Origin of the sequence: uncultured Gimesia sp. (genome assembly GCF_963976445.1) — a bacterium.
In the GTDB taxonomy this organism is placed as follows: Bacteria; Planctomycetota; Planctomycetia; order Planctomycetales; family Planctomycetaceae; genus Gimesia.
The window spans coordinates 170,496-191,747 of record NZ_CAXBKP010000008.1; the positions used below are offsets into that span (position 1 = coordinate 170,496).

At 43.6% G+C, this 21,252-nt stretch carries 19 protein-coding genes and 1 tRNA gene; 9 read left to right on the top strand and 11 right to left on the bottom strand.

Going from position 1 to position 21,252, the window contains the following annotated elements:
• Positions 1-52: 52 nt before the first annotated feature.
• The 3 genes from AAC022_RS11410 to AAC022_RS11420 form a co-directional block, all read right to left on the bottom strand.
• On the bottom strand, positions 53-1,567 hold the full coding sequence (locus AAC022_RS11410; protein ID WP_339731012.1) for an HTTM domain-containing protein: 1,515 nt from the start codon (positions 1,565-1,567) through the stop codon (positions 53-55).
• A gap of 55 nt (positions 1,568-1,622) precedes the next feature.
• Entirely contained in the window at positions 1,623-1,943 is a 321-nt protein-coding gene (locus tag AAC022_RS11415; RefSeq protein ID WP_339731013.1) for a hypothetical protein, read from the bottom strand.
• Between the two features lie 367 nt (positions 1,944-2,310).
• Positions 2,311-3,189 carry a DUF1559 domain-containing protein gene (locus AAC022_RS11420; RefSeq protein ID WP_339731014.1) on the bottom strand — a complete coding sequence of 293 codons (879 nt, stop codon included), beginning with the start codon at positions 3,187-3,189 and terminating at the stop codon, positions 2,311-2,313.
• A 316-nt stretch (positions 3,190-3,505) separates the two neighbouring features.
• Between AAC022_RS11420 and AAC022_RS11425 the strand changes: the two genes are divergently transcribed.
• Together AAC022_RS11425 and AAC022_RS11430 are read left to right on the top strand one after the other, a co-directional pair.
• Positions 3,506-4,477, top strand: coding sequence for a hypothetical protein (locus AAC022_RS11425; RefSeq protein WP_339731015.1), 972 nt, complete (start codon positions 3,506-3,508; stop codon positions 4,475-4,477).
• A gap of 532 nt (positions 4,478-5,009) precedes the next feature.
• A complete protein-coding gene (locus AAC022_RS11430; RefSeq protein ID WP_339731016.1) occupies positions 5,010-5,852 on the top strand; it encodes a class I SAM-dependent methyltransferase in 843 nt (280 codons plus the stop codon).
• A 274-nt stretch (positions 5,853-6,126) separates the two neighbouring features.
• On the opposite strand, the gene AAC022_RS11435 is transcribed toward AAC022_RS11430, so the two are convergent.
• Together AAC022_RS11435 and AAC022_RS11440 are read right to left on the bottom strand one after the other, a co-directional pair.
• Entirely contained in the window at positions 6,127-7,710 is a 1,584-nt protein-coding gene (locus AAC022_RS11435; RefSeq protein ID WP_339731017.1) for a recombinase family protein, read from the bottom strand.
• 247 nt (positions 7,711-7,957) lie between these two features.
• Positions 7,958-8,587, bottom strand: coding sequence for a hypothetical protein (locus AAC022_RS11440; RefSeq protein WP_339731019.1), 630 nt, complete (start codon positions 8,585-8,587; stop codon positions 7,958-7,960).
• 751 nt (positions 8,588-9,338) lie between these two features.
• Here AAC022_RS11440 and AAC022_RS11445 point away from each other — a divergent pair.
• From AAC022_RS11445 to AAC022_RS11455, 3 genes are all read left to right on the top strand, one after another.
• Positions 9,339-10,064: a hypothetical protein gene (locus AAC022_RS11445; protein ID WP_339731021.1), complete on the top strand. Its 726-nt coding sequence runs from the start codon at positions 9,339-9,341 to the stop codon at positions 10,062-10,064.
• Positions 10,056-10,160: transfer RNA gene (locus AAC022_RS11450), tRNA-OTHER, on the top strand. Before AAC022_RS11445 ends, AAC022_RS11450 begins: the two co-directional genes overlap by 9 nt.
• Before the next feature lie 311 nt (positions 10,161-10,471).
• Positions 10,472-11,155, top strand: a complete 684-nt coding sequence (locus tag AAC022_RS11455; RefSeq protein WP_339731023.1) for a hypothetical protein — start codon at positions 10,472-10,474, stop codon at positions 11,153-11,155.
• Positions 11,156-11,213: 58 nt separating this feature from the next.
• On the opposite strand, the gene AAC022_RS11460 is transcribed toward AAC022_RS11455, so the two are convergent.
• Genes AAC022_RS11460 through AAC022_RS11475 form a run of 4 tightly spaced genes read right to left on the bottom strand, consistent with a single transcriptional unit; the run spans position 11,214 to position 15,966 of the window.
• Entirely contained in the window at positions 11,214-12,260 is a 1,047-nt protein-coding gene (locus tag AAC022_RS11460; RefSeq protein WP_339731024.1) for a methyltransferase, read from the bottom strand.
• Positions 12,257-13,198: a hypothetical protein gene (locus AAC022_RS11465; RefSeq protein WP_339731025.1), complete on the bottom strand. Its 942-nt coding sequence runs from the start codon at positions 13,196-13,198 to the stop codon at positions 12,257-12,259. Before AAC022_RS11465 ends, AAC022_RS11460 begins: the two co-directional genes overlap by 4 nt.
• Positions 13,182-15,047, bottom strand: a complete 1,866-nt coding sequence (locus AAC022_RS11470; RefSeq protein ID WP_339731026.1) for a hypothetical protein — start codon at positions 15,045-15,047, stop codon at positions 13,182-13,184. Before AAC022_RS11470 ends, AAC022_RS11465 begins: the two co-directional genes overlap by 17 nt.
• 4 nt (positions 15,048-15,051) lie before the next feature.
• Positions 15,052-15,966, bottom strand: a complete 915-nt coding sequence (locus AAC022_RS11475; RefSeq protein WP_339731028.1) for a hypothetical protein — start codon at positions 15,964-15,966, stop codon at positions 15,052-15,054.
• A gap of 565 nt (positions 15,967-16,531) precedes the next feature.
• Here AAC022_RS11475 and AAC022_RS11480 point away from each other — a divergent pair.
• The 3 genes from AAC022_RS11480 (at position 16,532) to AAC022_RS11490 (ending at position 17,720) form a co-directional block, all read left to right on the top strand.
• Positions 16,532-16,789 (top strand): hypothetical protein, encoded by a 258-nt coding sequence (locus AAC022_RS11480; RefSeq protein WP_339731029.1) that lies wholly within the window; start codon positions 16,532-16,534, stop codon positions 16,787-16,789.
• 166 nt (positions 16,790-16,955) lie between these two features.
• Positions 16,956-17,123 (top strand): hypothetical protein, encoded by a 168-nt coding sequence (locus AAC022_RS11485; protein ID WP_339731030.1) that lies wholly within the window; start codon positions 16,956-16,958, stop codon positions 17,121-17,123.
• A gap of 3 nt (positions 17,124-17,126) precedes the next feature.
• Complete coding sequence (locus AAC022_RS11490; RefSeq protein WP_339731031.1) at positions 17,127-17,720, top strand: recombinase family protein; 594 nt, start codon at positions 17,127-17,129, stop codon at positions 17,718-17,720.
• A 57-nt stretch (positions 17,721-17,777) separates the two neighbouring features.
• Here the strand turns inward: AAC022_RS11490 and AAC022_RS11495 are convergent, their stop codons facing one another.
• Positions 17,778-18,476: a hypothetical protein gene (locus AAC022_RS11495; RefSeq protein WP_339731032.1), complete on the bottom strand. Its 699-nt coding sequence runs from the start codon at positions 18,474-18,476 to the stop codon at positions 17,778-17,780.
• Between the two features lie 435 nt (positions 18,477-18,911).
• Between AAC022_RS11495 and AAC022_RS11500 the strand changes: the two genes are divergently transcribed.
• Positions 18,912-20,264: a protein kinase gene (locus AAC022_RS11500; protein ID WP_339731033.1), complete on the top strand. Its 1,353-nt coding sequence runs from the start codon at positions 18,912-18,914 to the stop codon at positions 20,262-20,264.
• Positions 20,265-20,405: 141 nt separating this feature from the next.
• Here the strand turns inward: AAC022_RS11500 and AAC022_RS11505 are convergent, their stop codons facing one another.
• Entirely contained in the window at positions 20,406-21,110 is a 705-nt protein-coding gene (locus AAC022_RS11505) for a recombinase family protein (protein ID WP_339731036.1), read from the bottom strand.
• Positions 21,111-21,252: the final 142 nt, after the last annotated feature.

The following is a 21,252-nucleotide window of genomic DNA, read 5'->3' on the forward strand; positions in this document are numbered from 1 at the left end:
TTCATTCCCGGAAATTACGATGGTTTTGAGTGAGTTTCCATAGAGTCAACTTTTAAGGTATCTGTCGCGGCGGTTGCTGTACGCGGGCCAGTTGCATTCGCTTTGGGATATCCAGATCCAGCACCTTTTCCCATTGATCAAGTGGCATGTTCCAGCTCTCTTCCGGTAGTGACTCTGTGAGAGGCACAACCCAGGGTTGAGGTGTCCAGACACGATCAACGACAGCATAGTTCAGTTTGGGGTCCATCAAAAGCTGGGGCTTTCGACCATTGAGCGATGCAATGTTCAAGACATAAATTTCCAACTCTGTATTTCGATGTTCGCGATAGTGATCGCGCACATAATGCACGAACTCCAAAACCATGTCGGGGTCTTTGCCCATACGGCTGAGTTGCCGCGAGTTAAGAAATTCTTCCACTTTGATCAGGCCTCTTTGATTCGTGGCCGGATCATATGCATAAAAGCGAATTCCCACATTTTTCTCACGCAACATCATGTGCCAGGAAAAATGATGCCCCTCTTCATTCCAGCTCACATTCCCTGGATAGAGAAAATGCCGAAAAGGAAAGATCAGTTGCCAGGAAATATACACACATAAAGTAATAACCGTCATTCGCTGTCCCCAGCCAAATCGGAGAGGCGCATCCTGCGAAGCGATTTCCAGTTTACTGAGATGAGCTGCCTTTCGAAAAGAACTCGGCGGGAAAAAGAGCAGAGAGGCCCCGATCATGAACCAGGGAAAAATGCCAATCTCCCATAAAATAGAATTTGTCAGATGGAATCCGATCGAAATCATGTAAGCCAATAATCGGGTACGACGCCACATGAGCGCAGGAACAATCAGCAGGTCAAATAAGAGTCCACCATAGGCAAAAAACCAGGGTACCCAGGCTTCCTCCAGATAGGCCCCCAGGAACGGCACATCAGTACGTCTCTGGACCCACATCCCAATTGGCTGTGTGTGCAGCCAATCGAAATTCAACTTGGCGATCCCACCGTAAAAATAAGGAATCGCGATTTGGAATCGTAATAACCACAGAGTCCACTGTGGCATGACTTGCGATCCTTTGATCCGCCACAAAAAACGATCGAGTGAGCAGGCACGATGCGCGGGAAGCAGAACCATGATCCCGCTTAACAGACAAATCAGATAGCAATGATTTTGATAAAGAGACTTTTCCAGCAGGAAGACATAAGAGTATCCCAGAAAGAATGTGAGTGCGCTGAAACGATAATACAGACCCAGCGAAATTCCCACAGCAGCCACCATGAGAATTCCAAAGTGAATATGCATCCCAATTCCAGGCCAGGGCTCGATCCAACTCCAGCCGGGGTACGAGAAATGAAAATCGGGATCAATGTAAAAATACTGAACCCAGCGATCTCTTGTCATCGCCCAAATATGATACAGCATCATCAGGCCAAAGAAGATCCGAAAAAAGACCAGGGGCGCAATATCAACCGGCTGAAACAACCAGCGAGACAGCGATTCAAGGCGACTCGCTGGGATGCCAGTTTGTTCGCTCGGCGAGCCAAACTCCATAATGTCAGTTTTGGGATCAATCATGCATCTACTTTTCGCCACTATGAGTAGGTCTTCTTCGGAATCAGAAACTCGACTCTCAGGAACCGGCCTGAATGACCTCCGGTGCTCCGTCTGCGTGTAAATGGATATCGAATTTATTGGAGCCCTCAATGACCTCCAGCTCAACCTCTTGTCCTCCCGGGTAATATTTTTCTTCCACAATCTGTTCATCGTCTTCGGGATCGGGCCTGAAGAAATGGGCAATATGTTTCCCGACCAGGGCACCATCACCCTTCTCATAAGTCGTTAGCTCAAAAGTACCGCTACTGGAAAGTGTTCCGCTGGCGGACTTACCGGAATTGAGCGGGTTGGCATCGCCGGTAGGCACTGGGGTTAATACAATGTAACCCTCTGTCACGATATCACCATCAACTCGAACAAACCCCGAGACAGGGACGACTGTTTTTTGAAAGTCTTCTCCGCAGCCTTCAAAAAGAAAAAGTGCGGAACATGAAATTGCCAGCAAAACTATTTGATTTTTAAAGGTCATCTGCATCCTACTGCCATGTAAAAAATAGGTCGTTTCAGAACTGCACGGACAAAATTGTCACATTTTAGATTGAATGAATTCATTCAACTTCGCGAAATAGCTGGTTGATTAACATCGATAAAAAAGTAGGCGCTGCGAAATCATTTTTAAATTGGAGTGCCCTCCCGCAGCGGAAAGGGTCACTCCGAAGATCACGATTTTTACAAGACGCGTATCAGGAAATACGCTGTTGAGACTACGGTCTTTCGACGACGCCTCCATCTGCTTTGTCGGCCAGTTTGCCGAACGTGACCATATCAATGTTCTCGGAGACGAAACTGACGGAACCATCAGCAAACAGGAATTGAGCACCGCCCACATGCTGGCTGGCAAAAGAGTCGTCTCGCGTTCCATTCAGGATCTGTGCGGGCCCCGCTTCGGCCATCGCATTCTGGTGTTGATTATTAGTGCCAACCCAGACTTTGAAGTCACCCACGTTCGCGTGTGTTGGTCCATCAATCTCTCGCATAAATTGAGTATATGCTTCACCAACGGCGATCGTATTACTCGATCCGTCAAGCACGTCCCGAATCTTTGTGGGTGTGAGCGTGTCTTTGATCTTTCCGAACACCCCTGTAATCGAGCCCGCAGATGTTCCACAACTTCCGCTATAGTCATTTCTCGCATGCCCTCCCAGGTCGACACCACTATGACCGGCACCTGCACGAATAGGACTTTTCGTAAGCGACATCGAGTTTGAAGGGCATAGATAAATGGGAATGACCTGATCGGTTACACCTGCCTGCAGGGGAATGGTAATATCAGGACCTTGGCCTGTGAATTCCAGCTTGTTGTAGATATTGGCCTGTTCGATATAAGGCAGGATCATACAGGCCCAGCCATATTCGTCGTCTCCATACAATGAGCCCGCCGGGAAAGAACGAGCGACATCATGGTAATTATGCAAGGCAATGCCAATTTGTTTCAAATTGTTCTTACAGGTCGAACGTCGAGCCGCTTCTCGAGCCTGCTGAACTGCGGGTAACAACAGCGCGATGAGAATGGCGATGATCGAAATGACGACCAATAATTCAATCAGCGTAAATCCCTTTTGCTTCCTCAAGATCTTTAGCATGTTCAATCTTTCTTCGGGCAGAGTTAAGTGACAACAAGATGAGAAATAAGAAGCGCGCTTACCATTTAATTCAACAACATGTAAACCAAACAGTCGCGGCAATTCTAAAGAAGAAGTATGAATTTGACGCAAAGGAAATATGAAAGATGAATTTTATCGCATGGCATTCTGGCACTTGTCACAAGTGCAGCATTACATGCAATAAGCTTGCCCATTGATTAATCAAGCACGTTCCTTATCATTTGCGAGTAAAACAATTCTCGGCAGTCGACTTTTCGATTTCTCTCCCTGAAGCGGAATATTAAAAGGTATTGTGATGACACAAAATTCATCCCGGATCAAATATGTATCCTGGTTGGTAACGGTTCCGATCATCCTGTTCTTGATTGTCGTTTCACTAAACGGCAATTTATTTAACTTCACGCCAGCTTCTGAACAGTCGGCTCTTACCACACTGGAGAGCATCACGCCGATTCGATTCAAATTGAATGAGGCCGGACATGTGATAGAGCTGTCAGCAACCACATCAACAATGAATGATGAAGCCGCCCGTTCCTTAAAAGAGTTACCCGAATTACAACGGCTGCACCTTGAACGCAGCAGTGTCTCCGACGCTTCATTGCAACACATCGCCAGTTTGGAATATTTAGAATCACTCTTTCTCGACCAAACCTCAGTGACTGATACAGGCCTTGTACTGCTGAAGAACTCTGATCAATTACAAAACCTGTCACTGGCTCAATGCAAAGTGGGCGATACAGGTATGCCTGCGATCAGCCAACTCGTTGAATTAAACCTGCTCAACCTCAACGAAACAGAGGTCACTGATGCAGGACTGAAGCATCTCGCACCTCTCAAGAAAATGGAGTCTCTGTACCTGAGTGGAACAAAGCTCACTGGAACGGGACTAAAATTTCTGGGCGAGATGCCACACCTGACACACCTTGAATTAAATGGCATACAGGTTGACGAAGATCTCATCGAATCTCTGCGACAGTTCCCGAATCTGGAATTACTCTATCTAGGCAACACCACCATTGATGATTCTCTGATCCCTCAATTAATGTCCGTCTTGACCAAGTCCACACCGAATTTAAGAGGGTTATCACTAAAAGAAACCAACCTCACCAATGCAGCGATTCCGTCACTCAAATCGTTGCAGCAGCTCAAAAACCTGGCAGTGGTTCAACTGCAAAATACTCAAATCACCAAGCCCGCCTTCAAACAACTGGCATCCGCGGTATCAGAAGTGAACTTCAGCGTGAATTATTCAGAAGGCAATGATTAGTAACGATTTCATAACGGCAAACTACTGACACATTCCGTTCCTGCTTCTTCCCATGCAATTTCTCACTTTTCGATTCACGATGACGACAATTGGTTCAAAGAACAGGCGTCTGATCTGTCCCCACGAACGACACCAGTCATATGGCTTAGTGTTCCGTTGTTTCAATCGTAATTCTGCTCGCCTGTTGGAGCGGAAGTAGACGAGCAGAACAGCTTCGCTTCCGGCTCCAGGCATCACTTGAAACGCATCAATCACTGGCTTGAAGAAACAAAACACCCCACTGCTTCAAGTAGCTATCTGGTTTGTGTTTTGTATGATAGATGCATTATTCGAAGCATCAAGAATAGAATGCGACATGGGAATGATGATTTATGTCACTTGAGCCGCGAATTGCAATCAGGTGTGGCGTTCTTTGCATTCCGATCTGACTGGTCTCTTTGTCTGCACGAAATTCAATGACAACATATTTAACAGTGTGACTGTTGTCATTTGTGGGGGTACGTCAGCGCTCTTGCTGTAGGAAGAAAAAGAAATGAAAGATACATTCAGTTACAAAGCTTATTTGAAAAGCCCCCATAAAAGTATCAAACACAGCACTTACTTCGAGGTCTACGATGATCTCTTTTCTCGCTACCGTGGAAAGAAAATCACGTTTGTCGAAATTGGTGTTCTTGGCGGCGGCTCTCTCTTTATGTGGAGAGAGTTTCTAGGACCGGATGCAAGAATTATAGGAATCGATTTGAATCCGAATGCAAAGAAATGGGAAGGCGAAGGATTTGAAATATTTATCGGCAGCCAATCTGACGAACATTTCTGGCAAGATTTTGTAAAACAAGTCGGCTGTATCGATGTTGTATTAGATGATGGTGGTCACACATACGAACAGCAAATCATTACTACTGAAATGTTGCTCGACAGCATCAATGACAATGGAATGCTTGTCGTAGAAGACACCCATACTTCGTACATGAATGGCTTTGGTTCCAAGCGATTTTCTTTTATCGAGTATGTAAAGTGTTACATAGACAAAATCAATCAGAGATTTAGCAAGCTGGACAAGATGGCCTCTGATCGTCGTGTTTGGACAATCCAAGTATACGAGTCCTTTGTTGCGTTTCACATAAAACGCACAGCATCGAATCTCGTTTCAGAGAACACGGATAATGGTGGCGAAGACGATTCTGCACTGGACTATCGTTATTTCGATAATGATGCAGTTCAATCAATCAATGGGTTAGCACAGAAATTTAATTTCCTGAAATATATTCCAGGCGTAAGGTGGTTCGGCGCAAAACTAAAAAGTTACCTTATTGTTCAAAAATCAAAAAGCAGAGTGAAAAAATATTTCTCATCTGATTCTGAGAGCCGTGTCTGATTGGCGCCGTTCGTGGGGCAGGTGGCAGGGACAACTACTTTGGGAGTTCACAAACCTGGCCACACATCGTTATTTCGTTATGATTGAGCAATTCATGCGATCTGTTTTTCAAAACTGCTATTTGCCATAAAAAAAGTGGAGACGTTCCCCGTTATGAAAACACTCACTAAAGAACTCTGGATGGACATCCCCCAGCGAAGGCAAATTGTCTCGATTCACGACGACGTCGAACAACTGGTCGCAGAGAGCGGCGTACAAGACGGACTCGTACTCATCAACCCGAAGCACATTGCGTTACACACTGCTGTCCATCTACGGGTGCTATGCCTCGGATAGTAAATGCCCATTTCTTCTGGCGGTAGTTTTCCTGCCCTTCGATTGGCTCAATATAAATGCCCATCGGACGACCATCTGAACAAGCACCATTAAAAACCAACTCAATCAGCCCTCGTTTGTCTTCCCATGTCATCTGATCAAACTTGTTTGCTTCTTTGATCTTCAGTCGTTTTCTGGCACTTACTTTAAGCTTCGTAAACTGTTTCACAACCTCTTCGGCAGTTGTTTTGATCTGCTTTGGCGTGGGGACATTTTCAATTGAAGCGGCCATCCGATCCAGTTCGGTAGTCAGTAAGTCTTCTCGTTCCTGCAGCTCAGCCAATTTGGTTTCTGCCTGTTCCAGCGTCAGGGACTCTCGTTCGATTAAAGTTAAGATGGAGTTGCGTGATCGATTAACACTTGAGAGGTCCGTTTTTATTCGTTGCATTTTTTGCCGGCATTCTTGTACCTTCTTTAAGTTCGGTGTCGCTTCATCTATTGCACGCTTAACAGCTTTGGGATTACCAAATGTATCAAACAGAAGACTAATTACAGAATCCTCTAATTGATCGGCTCGTACATATGGCCGAGGTGTTACCTCACAATTGCAATGTCTCGCTATGGTCCGATGTCTGTAATAAAGAACCTGTCGGTAGTTAGCCTGTCCAGTCAACGCATACCCACACTCTTCACAGAATACATATCCTTGGAGTAAATACGAATATTTTGGTTTCCCATGCTGGTAGGTGCGGTTCGCCACTGCCTTCTTGCGGATCGCTTTGATTGTCTTCGCTGAAAGTAGAGGTGGTATGTCTATGGCGACAGTCTCATGGATTCTTAGGTCCTTAATATCCCACGTGATGGTATATGAGTCTCCGCAGCTCTCCGCTAATGTTTTATTCAAAAACGAGTGGTTCGTAGCATATTCCTTGGCGAGTTTAGAGAGTGATTCACCAGCCAGGTATCGTTTGGCAACATCCTCAATCATGGCTTTCTTCTTCTCATCAACTCCCCATTTCTGAGCTTCTTTATCCCATGTTCTGCCAAATGGCCGTCTGCCCGAAGTCGGAGCACCAAGCCGCTTCGCACGTTCGATACAACTGAGCACGGATTTTTGTTTCTGCTGCCTGGCTTGAAATTCTCCAATCTCTGCAGACATACCCAAAAACAATATTGAGGTAGGTTGGGTGAGATTAAATTCCTGAGTAAGGGTGAAAAACCGAATTCCGTTTTCACGTAAAATTCGTAAGCCTGCCTTTGATTTCTCATTGTCACGGGACCATCTGGAAGCATCAAAAACCATAACAGCGTCAAATAGCTTACGTTTCTTTTCAGCATCTGCCAGGAGCATATCGAGTTGTTTATGCTCGTATCCTTCGGTTGCGTGTTCCTGACCTGAGTATCGTTTGGTAATCACGCCCCCGAGACTCTCAACGGCTTGTGTGATCTGCTTTTCCTGTGTCCGTAGTGACTCGCCCTGTTTCTCCTGCTTATCTGTGGATACCCTGATAAGGGCGGCAAAGCGGAGCTGCTTCTCTGGCATAATCTTCGACCTTTCTTCGACCGTAATAATTAAGAGGGGCAGCCGGCTCGCCGGTCGAAGGCAAACAAACCCGGTTCAGGGGATCAATCCCAAACCGTGCTGCCCCTCAAGTATTATATCCTGACTTATTAGTGAGAGCGACGCTGCTGTTCGGATTACTGTTGGCTACTTAAACTCTGCGCAGGTGATGATAAGGAGTTGTATCAGTTCTCACCGCACTTGAAAGAAGTCCAAAATCCTTGTAGGGCTATTCACTTCGCTTTACCTTATAGGTTGCCTTCCCGATTGCTTCTTTAACAGGAAAGCCGGAGATTTCAATTTCCCTGTCACCAATTCCGATCTCAATGGTTGTATAAGCCTCGCCGGAGCGGAACATCTTTATCGGGATGTCGATCCTTTGGCCTCGCTCTTTACCTGTGGCATCGGTTTGTCGCCCGTCCGGATAAAGAACGATCGTATTATCTCCAGTCAGTTTCTCGCCGATCTTCCTCTTTCCTAATTCCTTTACGTCACCTCCAAATTTTGTTGATGGCTTGAGCCACCATGAACCATGCCCTCGAAACCAGATTTCAGCTTTATCATTGATGGGGCTTGTTTCTGTATCATCCCAGAATGTTGCTCGTACCATCACTTCTTCTGCTTCTTTGGTAGGATCAGCCTTTATTTCTTCGGGCTCGGCAACTGGGGTAGAGGATTCGGTTTCTGTATCTCTACGATCTGTTTCTGCGACTTCTTCTGTCTGGTTATCATTATTAGCTACTCCACCGCCTCCGCACGCATACATCATTCCAAGGAAGCATAACCCTAGGACGATTATCAGGGTTCGCAACAAATTTGTCTGAGTAGGGTTACATGGCTTAAATTTCTCTGTAATCATGGTTTCTCCAATTAGTTCCAGGCATTAGAAGGGGACTTGTGAACACTGCCAAGAATTGTAGACTATAGTCCACAGACAGGTCAACAGACGTCCGGTAGTCTCCACTCATGCTAGGAGACGTATTAAGGCACTTTCGGGAAGAAGCTGGAATGACCCAGGAGGCTCTCGCTTTCGAGGCTGGGGTAGACCGCACCTACATAAGCCAGTTGGAAAGAAATAAGAAATCACCAACGTTGGACGTGTTGTTTCGTCTGTGTGATGCAATGGGGATTAAGGCATCCGAGTTGATTGCTCGCGTTGAGCAAAACTACTGACAGGCTAGTTGAGCAGCTTCATGGTCTATCCTCAGTTCTCAACCAAACCGCTATATATTTCATATTTCGAAAGTTCAAGGTCAGTCCATCGATACTTGAGTGCTTCTTGAAGAACTTAATGAGTTTCCTTCGATGTAAGTACTTTGTTGTGTATTCTACTTCCCCTCCCCCTTACGAAACTTACATATACTGCCATGAGGAAACTGACACATTGAAATGTAAGTGGTGTTAGGTATTATGGATCGTAAATCAGCATTATGTGCTACGAAGTTTCAAAGTAATATACCTGAATTGAATCTGATCATTTCGCACGAGTTTGTTCCATTTCAGGCACAAATTTGAATGAGTCCATTTTCCATTTAGGCGGATAGTAATTGAGGGAATAAATCATTACGACGACGTTTCGGTATCCGTGTTATCGCGACCTCCTCAAATCGTTGGGACGATTCGACGCAATTTGTGGGTACGCTACAATCGCTGTTGATTTCTTAGGCGAAGAACTTGGCCAAAACCCAGAACCTTTTGATTGGTTAGCTCGATATTCGAAAGGGCATGGAATTACGCTTCACGACGTTGATTATGGCTCTCTGACTCCACGACTCGGTGAAATGTTTATTCTGTTAGTGCATGCTCATTTTGAAGAATTCTTACGAATATTTCTGAAGATTCATGTTGCTGCCAGTTCATGGCCTGATCGTGGTGATGCAAGTTTGTTTGAGTATATAACCAAAAATTTGAGACTTGCCCATTCAGTAAGTGCTGCAAAGGAACGGGAAATCATAGAGTACTATCGCTTAGCAAGAAACATCATTTCACATCCAGGAATAAAGACAGTCCGAGCAAACAACCAGAGAACTAAGCTTCGATCGCTTTTGAAAATTACAGCAAATAATTTGCCCCCAAATCAACTGGGTAGTTTCGATTATGGCGACTTCTTAATGTATACGAAGGCAGTAAAGGCATATGCTGCAATCATCTGTCGGGCTAACCGTCCATCAGATATTGAACTCGCGGCACTAATCACACCAGATATTAAGGCACTAAATCGATTTAAAAACAATCCACCGCGATTTCGAAATGCGCTTCGTCAATATTTACATATGAATTATAATTTGAATGAAACAGAATCGGACCCAATTATTGATCACTTTTTAGGGCGTTAGCTTACTGGAAGAGCGGCCGCGACAATCAGGGAAGTCTATAAAAACGGCCTTTCTTGATTACTGCGGCAGGCTGAGGTTCGAATCCCCAACGCTCCATTCCCTAATTCTAAGGTTTCAGATTTCTTTGAAACCTTAGAGTCATCAGATCCTAAAAATGGTGTTTGGTGATTATAAAATTTACTTTCAACTAGGCTGGACTTCCCTGCAAGAGATTATTGATGAATTCGATTTGGAGGCATCTATTGATGATCCGTCAGCAATAGATGCTGAAATTCGCATCAAGCTTACATCTGCACATCCATACAAAAGTGGTGTGTAATTCACTAATGAATTACACAAAGAGGAATACTCTCGGCTTCATGCAGCATCAGATTGGCTAAAAACCCAATCTTCTGGCCCTGCTAACAATGGAATTGATCCCGATTGATCAACTACCTGTGTTAATCAAATCAATCCAAGACTTACAGCGTCCTCCTCATGATGAGAAGGTCGAAAGTTTAATTCGTGACACTCGATTCGAAGCACAGCTGTCGCGTAAATCAGTCTATGGATTTCCACGTATTAGTTCAGGCGCGATAGCCGCAATCACAGGGCTATTAGCTGCGTTTCCAGAGAAGTTCTCAAGGATTTATTCTTCACATGCCCAAACGAATTTAGCTGATACTGCCAAATATGCTGCATTATTGGCGGAGCGGGAACAGATATTCTCTACTTTTTTCTTAATCGCTTTTATCTTCGCTGGAATACTTTTCTGTATCACATGGCTCTCTGAGAGGCGGGATGAAGAACTCACCGAATCTGCTATGTGTTCCGCCGCACGCGAGGAACTATTTAGAGAACTCGTTTACCAACTTGGTCGGGATACCGACGAATTAAAGTTCTCCACTCGGATATTCGTAGAACTCGTAAGTTCATACCTTCGATTTCACCACAATATCTCATCTCTGTATCGCCGATTCGTGCCTTTATGGCGTCCCAAAATTTCGACAATAGTCACTGAGAAAATCGCTCTGGTCCATCTTGAAGAGCTAGAAAATCGTGGGGGGGAATTCGGCGTACTGGAAAGAATAGCTTATATCAGACACTTGTAATTGCCCCTGAAGCTGTTTCAGAGGTCATATAAAAAATGTATTGAGTGACGTTAGATAATCACATTTCGACCTCACATCCTAAACACGACAGAAATTCAATTAGCCTTTTCATCGTTGTATACATAGCACAGGTTCCAGAATACTGTTTAATGTAGAGATCACCATTTTCTATAATTCTATTATGTAACCAACTCGCTTCAGATAAAGTCTTACATTGAAGTCCAATCACACAATCTGATAGTACAACTCGCTTTCTTCTCTTATATAAAGCGACTTTCTCTATTCTCGGTTGACCAACTCTAGGCAAAAGTACGCTCGGACCAATCACTGATGGACGATGCTTAGATCCAACATGACCATTTAATACAACTTTGGAATTTATCAGATCCGTAGAATGGACAAGTGTGCGATCATTTCCGGAGTCAATATGGAGTGGGACAGAACCTCGTATGAGTTTCACTCTAGTTCTTACTTGAGGTCTAGCCGGTACAGTTTTGATCGATTTTTCTCGTTTACGTGGTGACATTCGCACAATCATGCAACGAGCAAAGCACCCACTAAATACTCCTCTTCCGACTGTTGTACCCTTTCGAATTACAAATTTCTCATTGAGCAATTCCCAAGCTTGTTTATCCTTTTCGCTGGCAAAGGAGCTTTGTGGAAGTATTGCAACAATTTGGCCATCACTAGATAAATAATTTGATGAGATCAGAACAAATGCTAGTGCCTTACTGCAAGCAATGGTATTTCCATCAACTACGACTTCGTATTTTCTTCCCCCACGACAAGAATAGGGTGGATTAAGGGCAATGAGATCAATTCGTTGAGCAATAGCTTTAACTACATGTGATTGAATCCGAGATCGCAGTGATAGAAAATCGCATTTGGAAATGGTCCAGCCAGAATTCTTTCTTTTCAACTTGCGAACAGCTTTCTCGTCGATATCAGTCGCATACACTTGAATATTGTTCCATCGCCTAGTCGCATGTGAAAGTAGAATACCATCACCAGCAGCAAAATCCGCAACACTTTTTGGAGAGTCCAAAGTAGATTGTCCAATCATATATGCTGCTATGTCATCAGGTGTATAAAAAGAATCGTTCATCCGTTTCTAAATCCACTAATATCATACTCAAGAAGTTTTCCGATCCCAGAGGTTCTTTCAGATTTGCGGATAGGATGATCGTAAATCAATTCGCTCTTGTCAGGGTATTGTAAGGTGTAAAGGACTGCTCCCAATGCATGAGGTTTCGTGCCAACAACGGCGATTTTGAAGTAAGCATCAGAATTCACGGTTCTGATTTCTTCAAGTAAATAGTAAAGTGAGAAAGGACAGTTTGCATCAGCAAATTTAACTCGTTGCCAAGCATTCGATTCTTGAAGTGCAATTCGATTACCCAGGTAAGTACTGAAGGGATGCTCGGGACGAAAACCTGGGACACCAACAATGGGGATGATTTTATCATCAATCGGTTGAATTTTTTCTATTAAATATGCGACTCGTGTACCTTCGAATCCCAGTAAAGGTAAAAATAAAAAATCATCACCAGTTCTCGCAAATGTTGCACATCCAGGAATGGGTGCGATTCCTTCAATTCGCTCACTTAAATCATACATCTGCCCCTCTGTCGGATTTGGACTTGGGGTATACTTATTTGGCTCTACGTATATAACTCGCACTTCCAATCCAAGCGTAACTGCAGAACGAAGTAATGGGATCCAGATATGATGACGGAGCCCTGTGATATCAAGATAGACTATTTTATTTTCTGCTCTCTCCCAAATATTATTGAGTTGTTTACGGCTTCGGAGTCGAAAAGTCGTCGGACTCGGTTCATCCGGTATTTGTATATCTAAATCACTTTTTCCTTCACGAACTACATCAAAATAAAAGACGTTAGAAGCTGCCCGCCGTAGTTCGGTGAAGTGCCCACTTCGTTCTTCAATACCGTCTAAAGCCAAGTATATGCTTCCATCAACCGGACAAAAATCACTATGCTCTTCGTAAATACTAGTAAGAAGAGGTTCATTTTGAATGCTCATCAAAATAGTTCTCAAACAGGGTAAGTTGATCGGGAAGCGATTCACTTTGTGATCGCTGGCTCTTTGACAATATTCGATCTATAGCAACGGATGTATTATTAACCAGAGATAGAAAGTCTTCTCCACGAATCTTCATTTTTCTTTTTTTTCTGTGGCTGAAAACAAAGAATGGCGCAAATATGGGATGCACGGAGTAATCATAGTCTTTCGTGTCGAGTCCAGCAGCCTTCGTTCCTGTAAAACGAACAAGAGCCAAGTGCATGACTCCATAGTTCAGAAGATCATCCACTTCTTCCAGTTTAGTGTTATCAGAAATTTCAAACTGATTGACCTCAGGGGCGTGGCCTGCTGCGTCTCCTGCCATAATCCCAAAAACTCGACCTAGCCCTAGCAATAATTTTGTCAGTTTTGCGCCATGTATTGACAACCCTTCAAGTTCTGCCAAGTTTTTTTTCCCGACTTGCTGTGCCGCTTTTGTCTGGGTCTCTGGAGAAACAGGCTGAGAAAAATTTCGACCATCGCTTAGGTGGCTGGATATACTCGCATCAACCAACTCGATTAGGTATCGTAAATTACCATTAGCGAGTAAGGCGAAAACTCTCCAACCGCAGTAAAACTTACGGATACCCCGCTTCCCCTTCTTAATAGTAAAAAGTAACGCATAACTATTATTATCGAATTTGGTCTTCCACTCTTTGTCAGTTGCAGCTTGTTCGATAACATCCTCAATTGGAATTGAATCTGCTTCGGCCTTGAATTGAAGAAAGAAAACCTCGAGTGGGCTCAAGCTCGCAAAAAAATCAGATGCCTTTACGCTTAAATTTTTCAAACTCGCTTCGATTTTTTTTGCTATTACTCCAACACCTAATTTCAACGCCTCCTCAGAGATACTCAAACCTGGGAATAAGTCAACAATACTATCTGGCACGTTTGGATGAACTTGTTGGAGAGCTTTAAGTCGAGCGTTGCATACTTTTTCACCAAATTCAGCAAAATCTGATTTTAATTCATCGGAAATATTAAACAGATTGTAATCAGCAGGGCTTATTAATTGTTCGTCTACATTGAGAGTTGTTTTACATCGCCACCCAAGTTCTCGGACACCAATTTTAAAGGTATATGCATCGCTTGCATGTTTTATCAGCGTATTTACTACCTGTTGTTGAGGTATGTTCAAGTTTTCGTATTCGTCAATTAAAAAACTGAATTGCTTATCGCAAAAATAAGGTGTCGTCCGCAACCATTTGATCAATAAGTCAATTGGAACACCTTGCAGGGATAGTTTGACAGGTGGCTCATCCTCAATGTTATTAATGTATGATTCGAATGTAACAAGCGCATTGCTAATATTGTGATGTACATCCTGAAGTGTTTTTGCATTCTCAAGTGAAAGGCTATTAGCAAATTGATCTAATGAATTGGAAGTTATCTCAATTGACTGCTTTGTATGAACTTCGTACCACTTAAGAAATTCAAGTACTAGATCACAAAACACTAAGTTCACATAATGAGCAAAAAGTTTCTGCCATTTTGCATCTGCGACCTCTGGACCATCAAATGCCGTCACACGATTTGTGTTGATACGAAGATAAAATCCAAAATGGGGCCAATTACGAATAGTTTCTGGTTCCTTGTCACTCAAAGCATATTGTCCCTGATATGAGAGACCCCGTAGCACAGTAGTTTTGCCAGTACCCCTTCCACCCATTAATACACAAGGGACATCCACTGCTAGTTTTGAGAGATATTGAGGAGCAGTAAATAGATCAAACAAGCGCCCCTTAAGCCACTCAGCCTTGTAAGCAAATAATTTGCTTAAATCATTTCTAATTTCTTCAACTTCGGTCATTCAATCACCGTTTCCAAAGTGGGCACCAGCCGCCCTCTGTCGTGTCAAATAATGGGATTGTTGCATCTGGACAACAATGCCGAAAGCTAATTGCTAATCCAAGCTTGTGGAAAGCCTGCCAATCTCTAGTGTCATATCCGCCTGTATCCGGAAGTCCTATTTGCATACTATAGTTGCGGACAAAATCATATGCATCTGATTTCATTGAATTTGGCCACCATATCGAATCATCCGAAAAAAGATTATGCTCCTGAGTTAACCAGTGAGAAGGGGCGAATGTAACTTTATCTTTAAGCTGATTTAATTGGTTTTCGATTGCATATTTCGTGCAAAAAATCGGACAATAAAATGCTCGAAAAGAATACGTCGAGGAAAGATTTTCAAAAGATATAGAACGCGATCCAACAGAGTATAATCGATTCCATGTCTTAAAAAACTGCTGACCGGTCCCAACAAAGTCATCAACGAATATGATATTTTTAGTGGCTCCATTGCATAGCTCTGCCAATGCATTTTTAGGATCTAATATTTTTTCTTCGTCTAGCTGCAATAGATCTCTCGCACGCCTAACAAATAAGTGTCCGCTGTCACCGGCAAAAGGATTTTCTCCTGTTGGAAATGTAAAAATAGAATCCTCCAGAAATTGCCACCATTCGACTCGACGATCAGAAAGCGACTTATGGCTTGTTGTTACGATCCTACTCAATCCTTGAACAGCAGAAACAAACATTCTGTCTAAGAGGTCATCTGAGAAATACATAAAACTGTTCAACAGCTGTAGTGCCATCTTCTTATCACTGAGTTCGAAATTAGCCAGCCACCCATCAGGATCGAGTTTATTTCTTAATGGCCATAACTGTGTGGAGACGAAGAAATTGCACTTAGATCGCATGATTTCTTCATTTATAGTAGGAATCATTGAAAGGGTCCCATCATGCACTGAGCCTAAGATGATGCGTCATTGTGAAAATCGAAATCGCCGAAATATATAAAATGTAACTCCTTCTGATGGGCGTTCATTATTCTCTATTCTTGGGCCTGGCACAATCATCTAGAAGCGGTTAGTAGGCAACGAGTTATTTTTAAATGAAAAGTTGGGGAAAGGCTCTTATACCTATATTTGGCTTTTTATAGATGCTGTTGCTCTGGACCGGCTGTACCGATAGAGATTCAACATTGTCACAATAAATCTCATTAAAAGGCATCAGTGGCGAGATATCAAATATTTATTAATCCAGTATGAACTCAATTGAGTCTGTCATATCCATACTGCTGAGAAGAATCACTAGCTTTCAGAGTTTCTACTGTAAATAACCATGTCGCCCAGTTTAATCTGTCAATTCCCCTAGGAATTTCATATTTCACCTTTGCCATAAAATGTAAGCCGCCAAGTTTACTTCATGCTTGACAGCTTCGGGGGATAGAGTCCAGCATACGCGCATGTTAGTCCACCACACATAACGCGTATCAAAGGAACCCCAAACATGGCGACAAAGAAACCCACCGCTAAGAAAACCACCAAATCATCCAAGGATCAGTTTGGCTCACGCAAAAGCACAGGTAGTGCCAAGATCAACGCGGCCCTGACTACCAAACCCCAATCGATTGAAGATCTGGCAAAGACAACTGGATTGAACACAAGCCGGGTCCGTAATCATATGAAATGGTTATTGGACCGGGACCACATCTCCAAGACTGAAAATGGTTACAAGGTTAAAGCAAAGCGTAAAGCATCCAAGTAACCATTTTGCCGCCTGTCTTAGCGTCTCCTCGGTATGGGACAACAACTGAGACGGCTCAAACCACTGAGACGCTGACAATAGGCGTACAACGGCTAATACCACCAAGGCCACGGGACACCACCCCGTGGCCTTGGTTCGTAGACAGGACAAACAGGAGATCAAACCAATGATGCCAGACCGGAGCAGATACGCCAACAACCCCACAATCACCATTGAGTACGACTGCCGCGGAAAGCGTACAACCAAGGATTTTGCCTGTGTGTACGAAGCACGCCGTTTTTACTTCAACAAAACCAAAGCCAATAAGAACCCCAAACTGATCAAGGGAGAGTGAATCATGCCTAAGCATATTTCAATTTACGTTCGTGTATCGAGCAAGACCCAGGATCATCGTAGCCAGTTACCCGATCTGGAAAGATGGGCAGAATCTCAGGATGAACGTATCAAGTGGTACAAGGACAAAGCCAGCGGTAAAACGATGAATCGCCCAAGCTGGAATGAACTTGAATCCAATATCCGATCAGGGAAAGTTTCCCAGGTGGTTGTATGGCGGCTTGATCGTTTAGGACGCACGGCATCGGGGCTCACTTCTCTGTTTGATGAGCTGCAAATTCGCAAAATAAACCTTGTCAGCATCAAAGACGGCCTCGATCTCTCAACCGCCGCAGGCCGTTTAATGGCGAACGTCCTAGCCAGTGTCGCTCAGTATGACAATGAAGTGCGATCTGAAAGACAAGCCGCAGGTATAGCGAAAGCCAAAGCCCAAGGCAAGAAATGGGGAGGCTCTATGAAAGGAACACGAACTAAGGTAACGGACGACAAGATAGAGATCATCCGCCACATGAAAGAGAAAGGGAAACCAATCACTGCAATCTCCAAAGCGGTTGGGCTATCTCGTCCCACAATCTATGGAGTACTGGAGCAGATCTAAATAACTCGGTTATTGCAACTAAATGTAGTTCGTCCATCCTCTCAAATTTTCGATACTTCAACCTCGCCCAGCTTTCTTGCGTCCCTTGTTCAAGGCATTTATTACCTTCCGTCTGACCTTGCGTTTATCTTCACGCTTAGCACGTCGCTCTTCCATGGTATCTCGGTTTTCGTAGTAATAGTCGTATTCGAGTATACTGCAGAGAGTATCGCGGAGATCTTTATACATCTTAGGCCAAAAATAGTATTCAAAACCTTCACTTAAAATTTCGATCTCTTGGTAGTCAAGTTCTTTTAGTTTTTTTGCAAATTGTTTTCGGAGATCATTTATCATCTCTTCCTTTTGCCATTCCTGTTCTGTTGGCTTAGGGTAGTCACGATCCTTTTCCCCTCGGAGGATTTTTAAAACTGTTTGGATGCTATTCTTCGTGAGCCCTCTAGCTCGTGCATCTTCCAATCGTGGATCATTCCACTGACGAGCGATTCGCATATAAACACGAGCAGTCTCTCTCGATGCCAATGCCCGTTCGCAAAAATGTTTGTCCAGCCATTGCGTCCAAGTGCCTCGACCACCATTGATCCGCTTTGCTTCGTTCAATGCTTCTCCAGCCTGGCGTGCATGGTCGAGGGCCCCACGCCATGCTTTTTTTGCCTCGAAGTGATGGGATACAGCTTGCTTTTCTAACTCTTGCAGTTTGTCTGCTTTGGCTGCCCCTTCATAAAACGGTTTTCCGTCCTTCTTGCGTATGCGTGCCATGAGTTATGATCCTGATTTTATTTTGAGTTAACGGTAGAGCTCTACCGTTTTGGGAAATAAGTCTGAATACGTCATAAATTTAGAATCTATTTCTTCTCAGATTACAGCTCAATCATTGGATCTTACAGACGGTGGGTTATTTAAATATTTTCCCATGAATTAATCAACAAAGAGTATGTAGATAGGCATTTTTAAATGGTAACACGCAATGTACACTAAAATATATCGCATGCATATATTTGTTCGTTCTTTTCTATTCTGAGTCTAAAACAATGGTAAACTCAGAAACCTGTTTGTACGGGTCTTGTAAGCGATTACCAATTTCCTTGATGTTTGGAGTTCAAAGGTAGCTGTGCGATAGCTCTTCCAGTTTAATCATATGACTGCACTGTCAACTTTGAAATTAAAAACTCACTCTAAAAAAAGTATAAGGATATGACTATTCAACCCCAAATCGGAGAAATTATTGATAACCGGTACAAGATTACGGAGATCTGTAGCAATGAAGGTGGGATGGGAATCTTATTTTTTGTTGATGACCAAGACGATTCTCATGATATGAGGCTTGTTCTAAAATGTTGCAAAAAGACTGATGAAAATTCCATAAGTAGATTTAAACGAGAAACTCGGTTATTGGATGAGTTTCGCGACAATAATAAAGTCGCACAGATGATTTCACTTAATCCTGAGCATGATCCACCCTACTTCGTAATGCGATTTTATGAGGAAGGGGATCTAAGTAAAATAATTCCAAAACTTATCTCGAGCCCTGAGAACCAGGAAGCCACATTTCTTAAAATGTGTGAGTGCATTGCAGAACTGCATGCGAAGGATATCTATCATCGTGACATTAAACCACAGAATTTTCTAATGGATGGAGAATCACTTGTTGTTTCAGACTTAGGACTCAGCGTATCGACTTTATCTTTGACGGGAATAACGGCGACAACAGAATATAGGGGGACTCCAGAATACTGGCCTCCAGAGGCCAGTATTGGTGGCTTCAAGAACGCCGATCCACCTTATGACATATTCATGCTCGGCAAGAGTTTTTATAAGCTTCTTACTAATATTGATCCACACTATCTTCATCCTGACAATGTACATCCAGCTATTCTCACCGTAATCGAGCGATGCTGTAGGATCACAAAGGAATTAAGATACCAACAAATACACGAAGTTCAGCAAGCTATCGTTGGTGCCTATGATGTCATTTTAAATCGTGTCGAAGGTTTAACTAAATGCAAACGTATACTCGAAGATATTAAGACAAAACTTGAGGCTAATAAGGGATATGTCGGTAGTGAGGTTGATGAGTTTATAGATTTACTTGGTCGACTTGAACATGATGATCAGGAGATGGTATGTAAGGAACTTACTCCGCGTATGTTTTATGTCTTAGCCCAAGAACCATTTGTTAATCGACACCTTGAAATTCTCTCAATCTACAGCAGGATGTCACAAAATGGCAGCTATGGCTGGTCCTTTGCAGAACATATTGCTGACTGCATGTCTGCCATGATAGATTCAGACGATTCAACACCGAATATAAAAGCAGAAGCACTAAACATCGCAATGCAAGCTGCAGTGGATCAGAATCGATTTGCTGCGATGGAGACCTGCAAAAGATGGATTACTAATGAGATGTCAGAGAATGATGCGATTGCTATTAGAGACGTATTGCAAAGGTATCCAAAATCCTTTGTGGCTAATATAGAGCCTATTAGTTGTAAAAATGATATAATCAGCTCGACTATCCGCTCATTGTCTTCGATTTCTGATAACTAGGTGATTGATGTAGTTTTTAGAAGCTGGTACCTGTGTTGCTACGTAACCCTTTTGGCTGTGGCTGACATGGCGTCACACATCGCTTTGGTATTAGTATTACAGGGGTTTCACAAATATCAGGGGCTTAATTTACTGGCTCTCTCATACACCCCGCGTCATATACCGTTTTGCCCAACTCTGCACCGTTGGTCGTGGCACGTTCAGCGTCTTGGCGATTTCACCAAGTGAGTTACCGGCCTGCCTTAAATCAATGGCTCGGCTGATCGTTTCTTGGGGCCATTTAGTTACCGTCCGTTTCCGGGGGCGTCCCCCCTTCCTGTTTTTCTCAGTCATCCCCCGGCGTGATTGCAAACCTCTTTCAGCTTCTGGTGTGATGTCGGGGTGGGCAATGGTTGCCAGTTTCGCGCCTTTGGTGATTTGCAAAAACTTCTCATACTCTGCCTTCGTTGGCTGTGCATGGTTGTTTCGGCTGGGGTGATACCAAATACTTCGTATCGCCCTGCTCGTGGATTCAAATACCAGCACTGCTCCAAGTTTTTCTGCTTCAGCGGCAGCGTAGGCTAGGGTTGCTCGATCCATCCAATGATCATTATCCCAACCCGATTCAATACAACCGTATGTTGCATGCACTGTAACGCCTAATCGTTCCAATAATCTTTTTAGGCTTCTTTCCTGATCAGCCAGGTTGGTGTTTTGATGTTGTCTACTGCTTGATACCCGGCAATACAAAACAACGTCTTTTGCATTAAGCGTTTCAAAGTGAGCAAAGTAATCACTGGCTTTACCTGGTTCTGATGGTGGGTACTTTCGATTGAGCATTACCCAGGCTGAGACTTTTCTTTTCATAATCGTTTCCCTTGAACGGTCCCTAAAGTAAAAACAGAGGGGCAAGCGGCAGGGATTTCCGCTGTTCGGGCTGCATACCCTAGCCCCCTGTATTACTTATTGTCGGAGTAACAAATAGAACGTACTCCAGCCTCTGTACGCC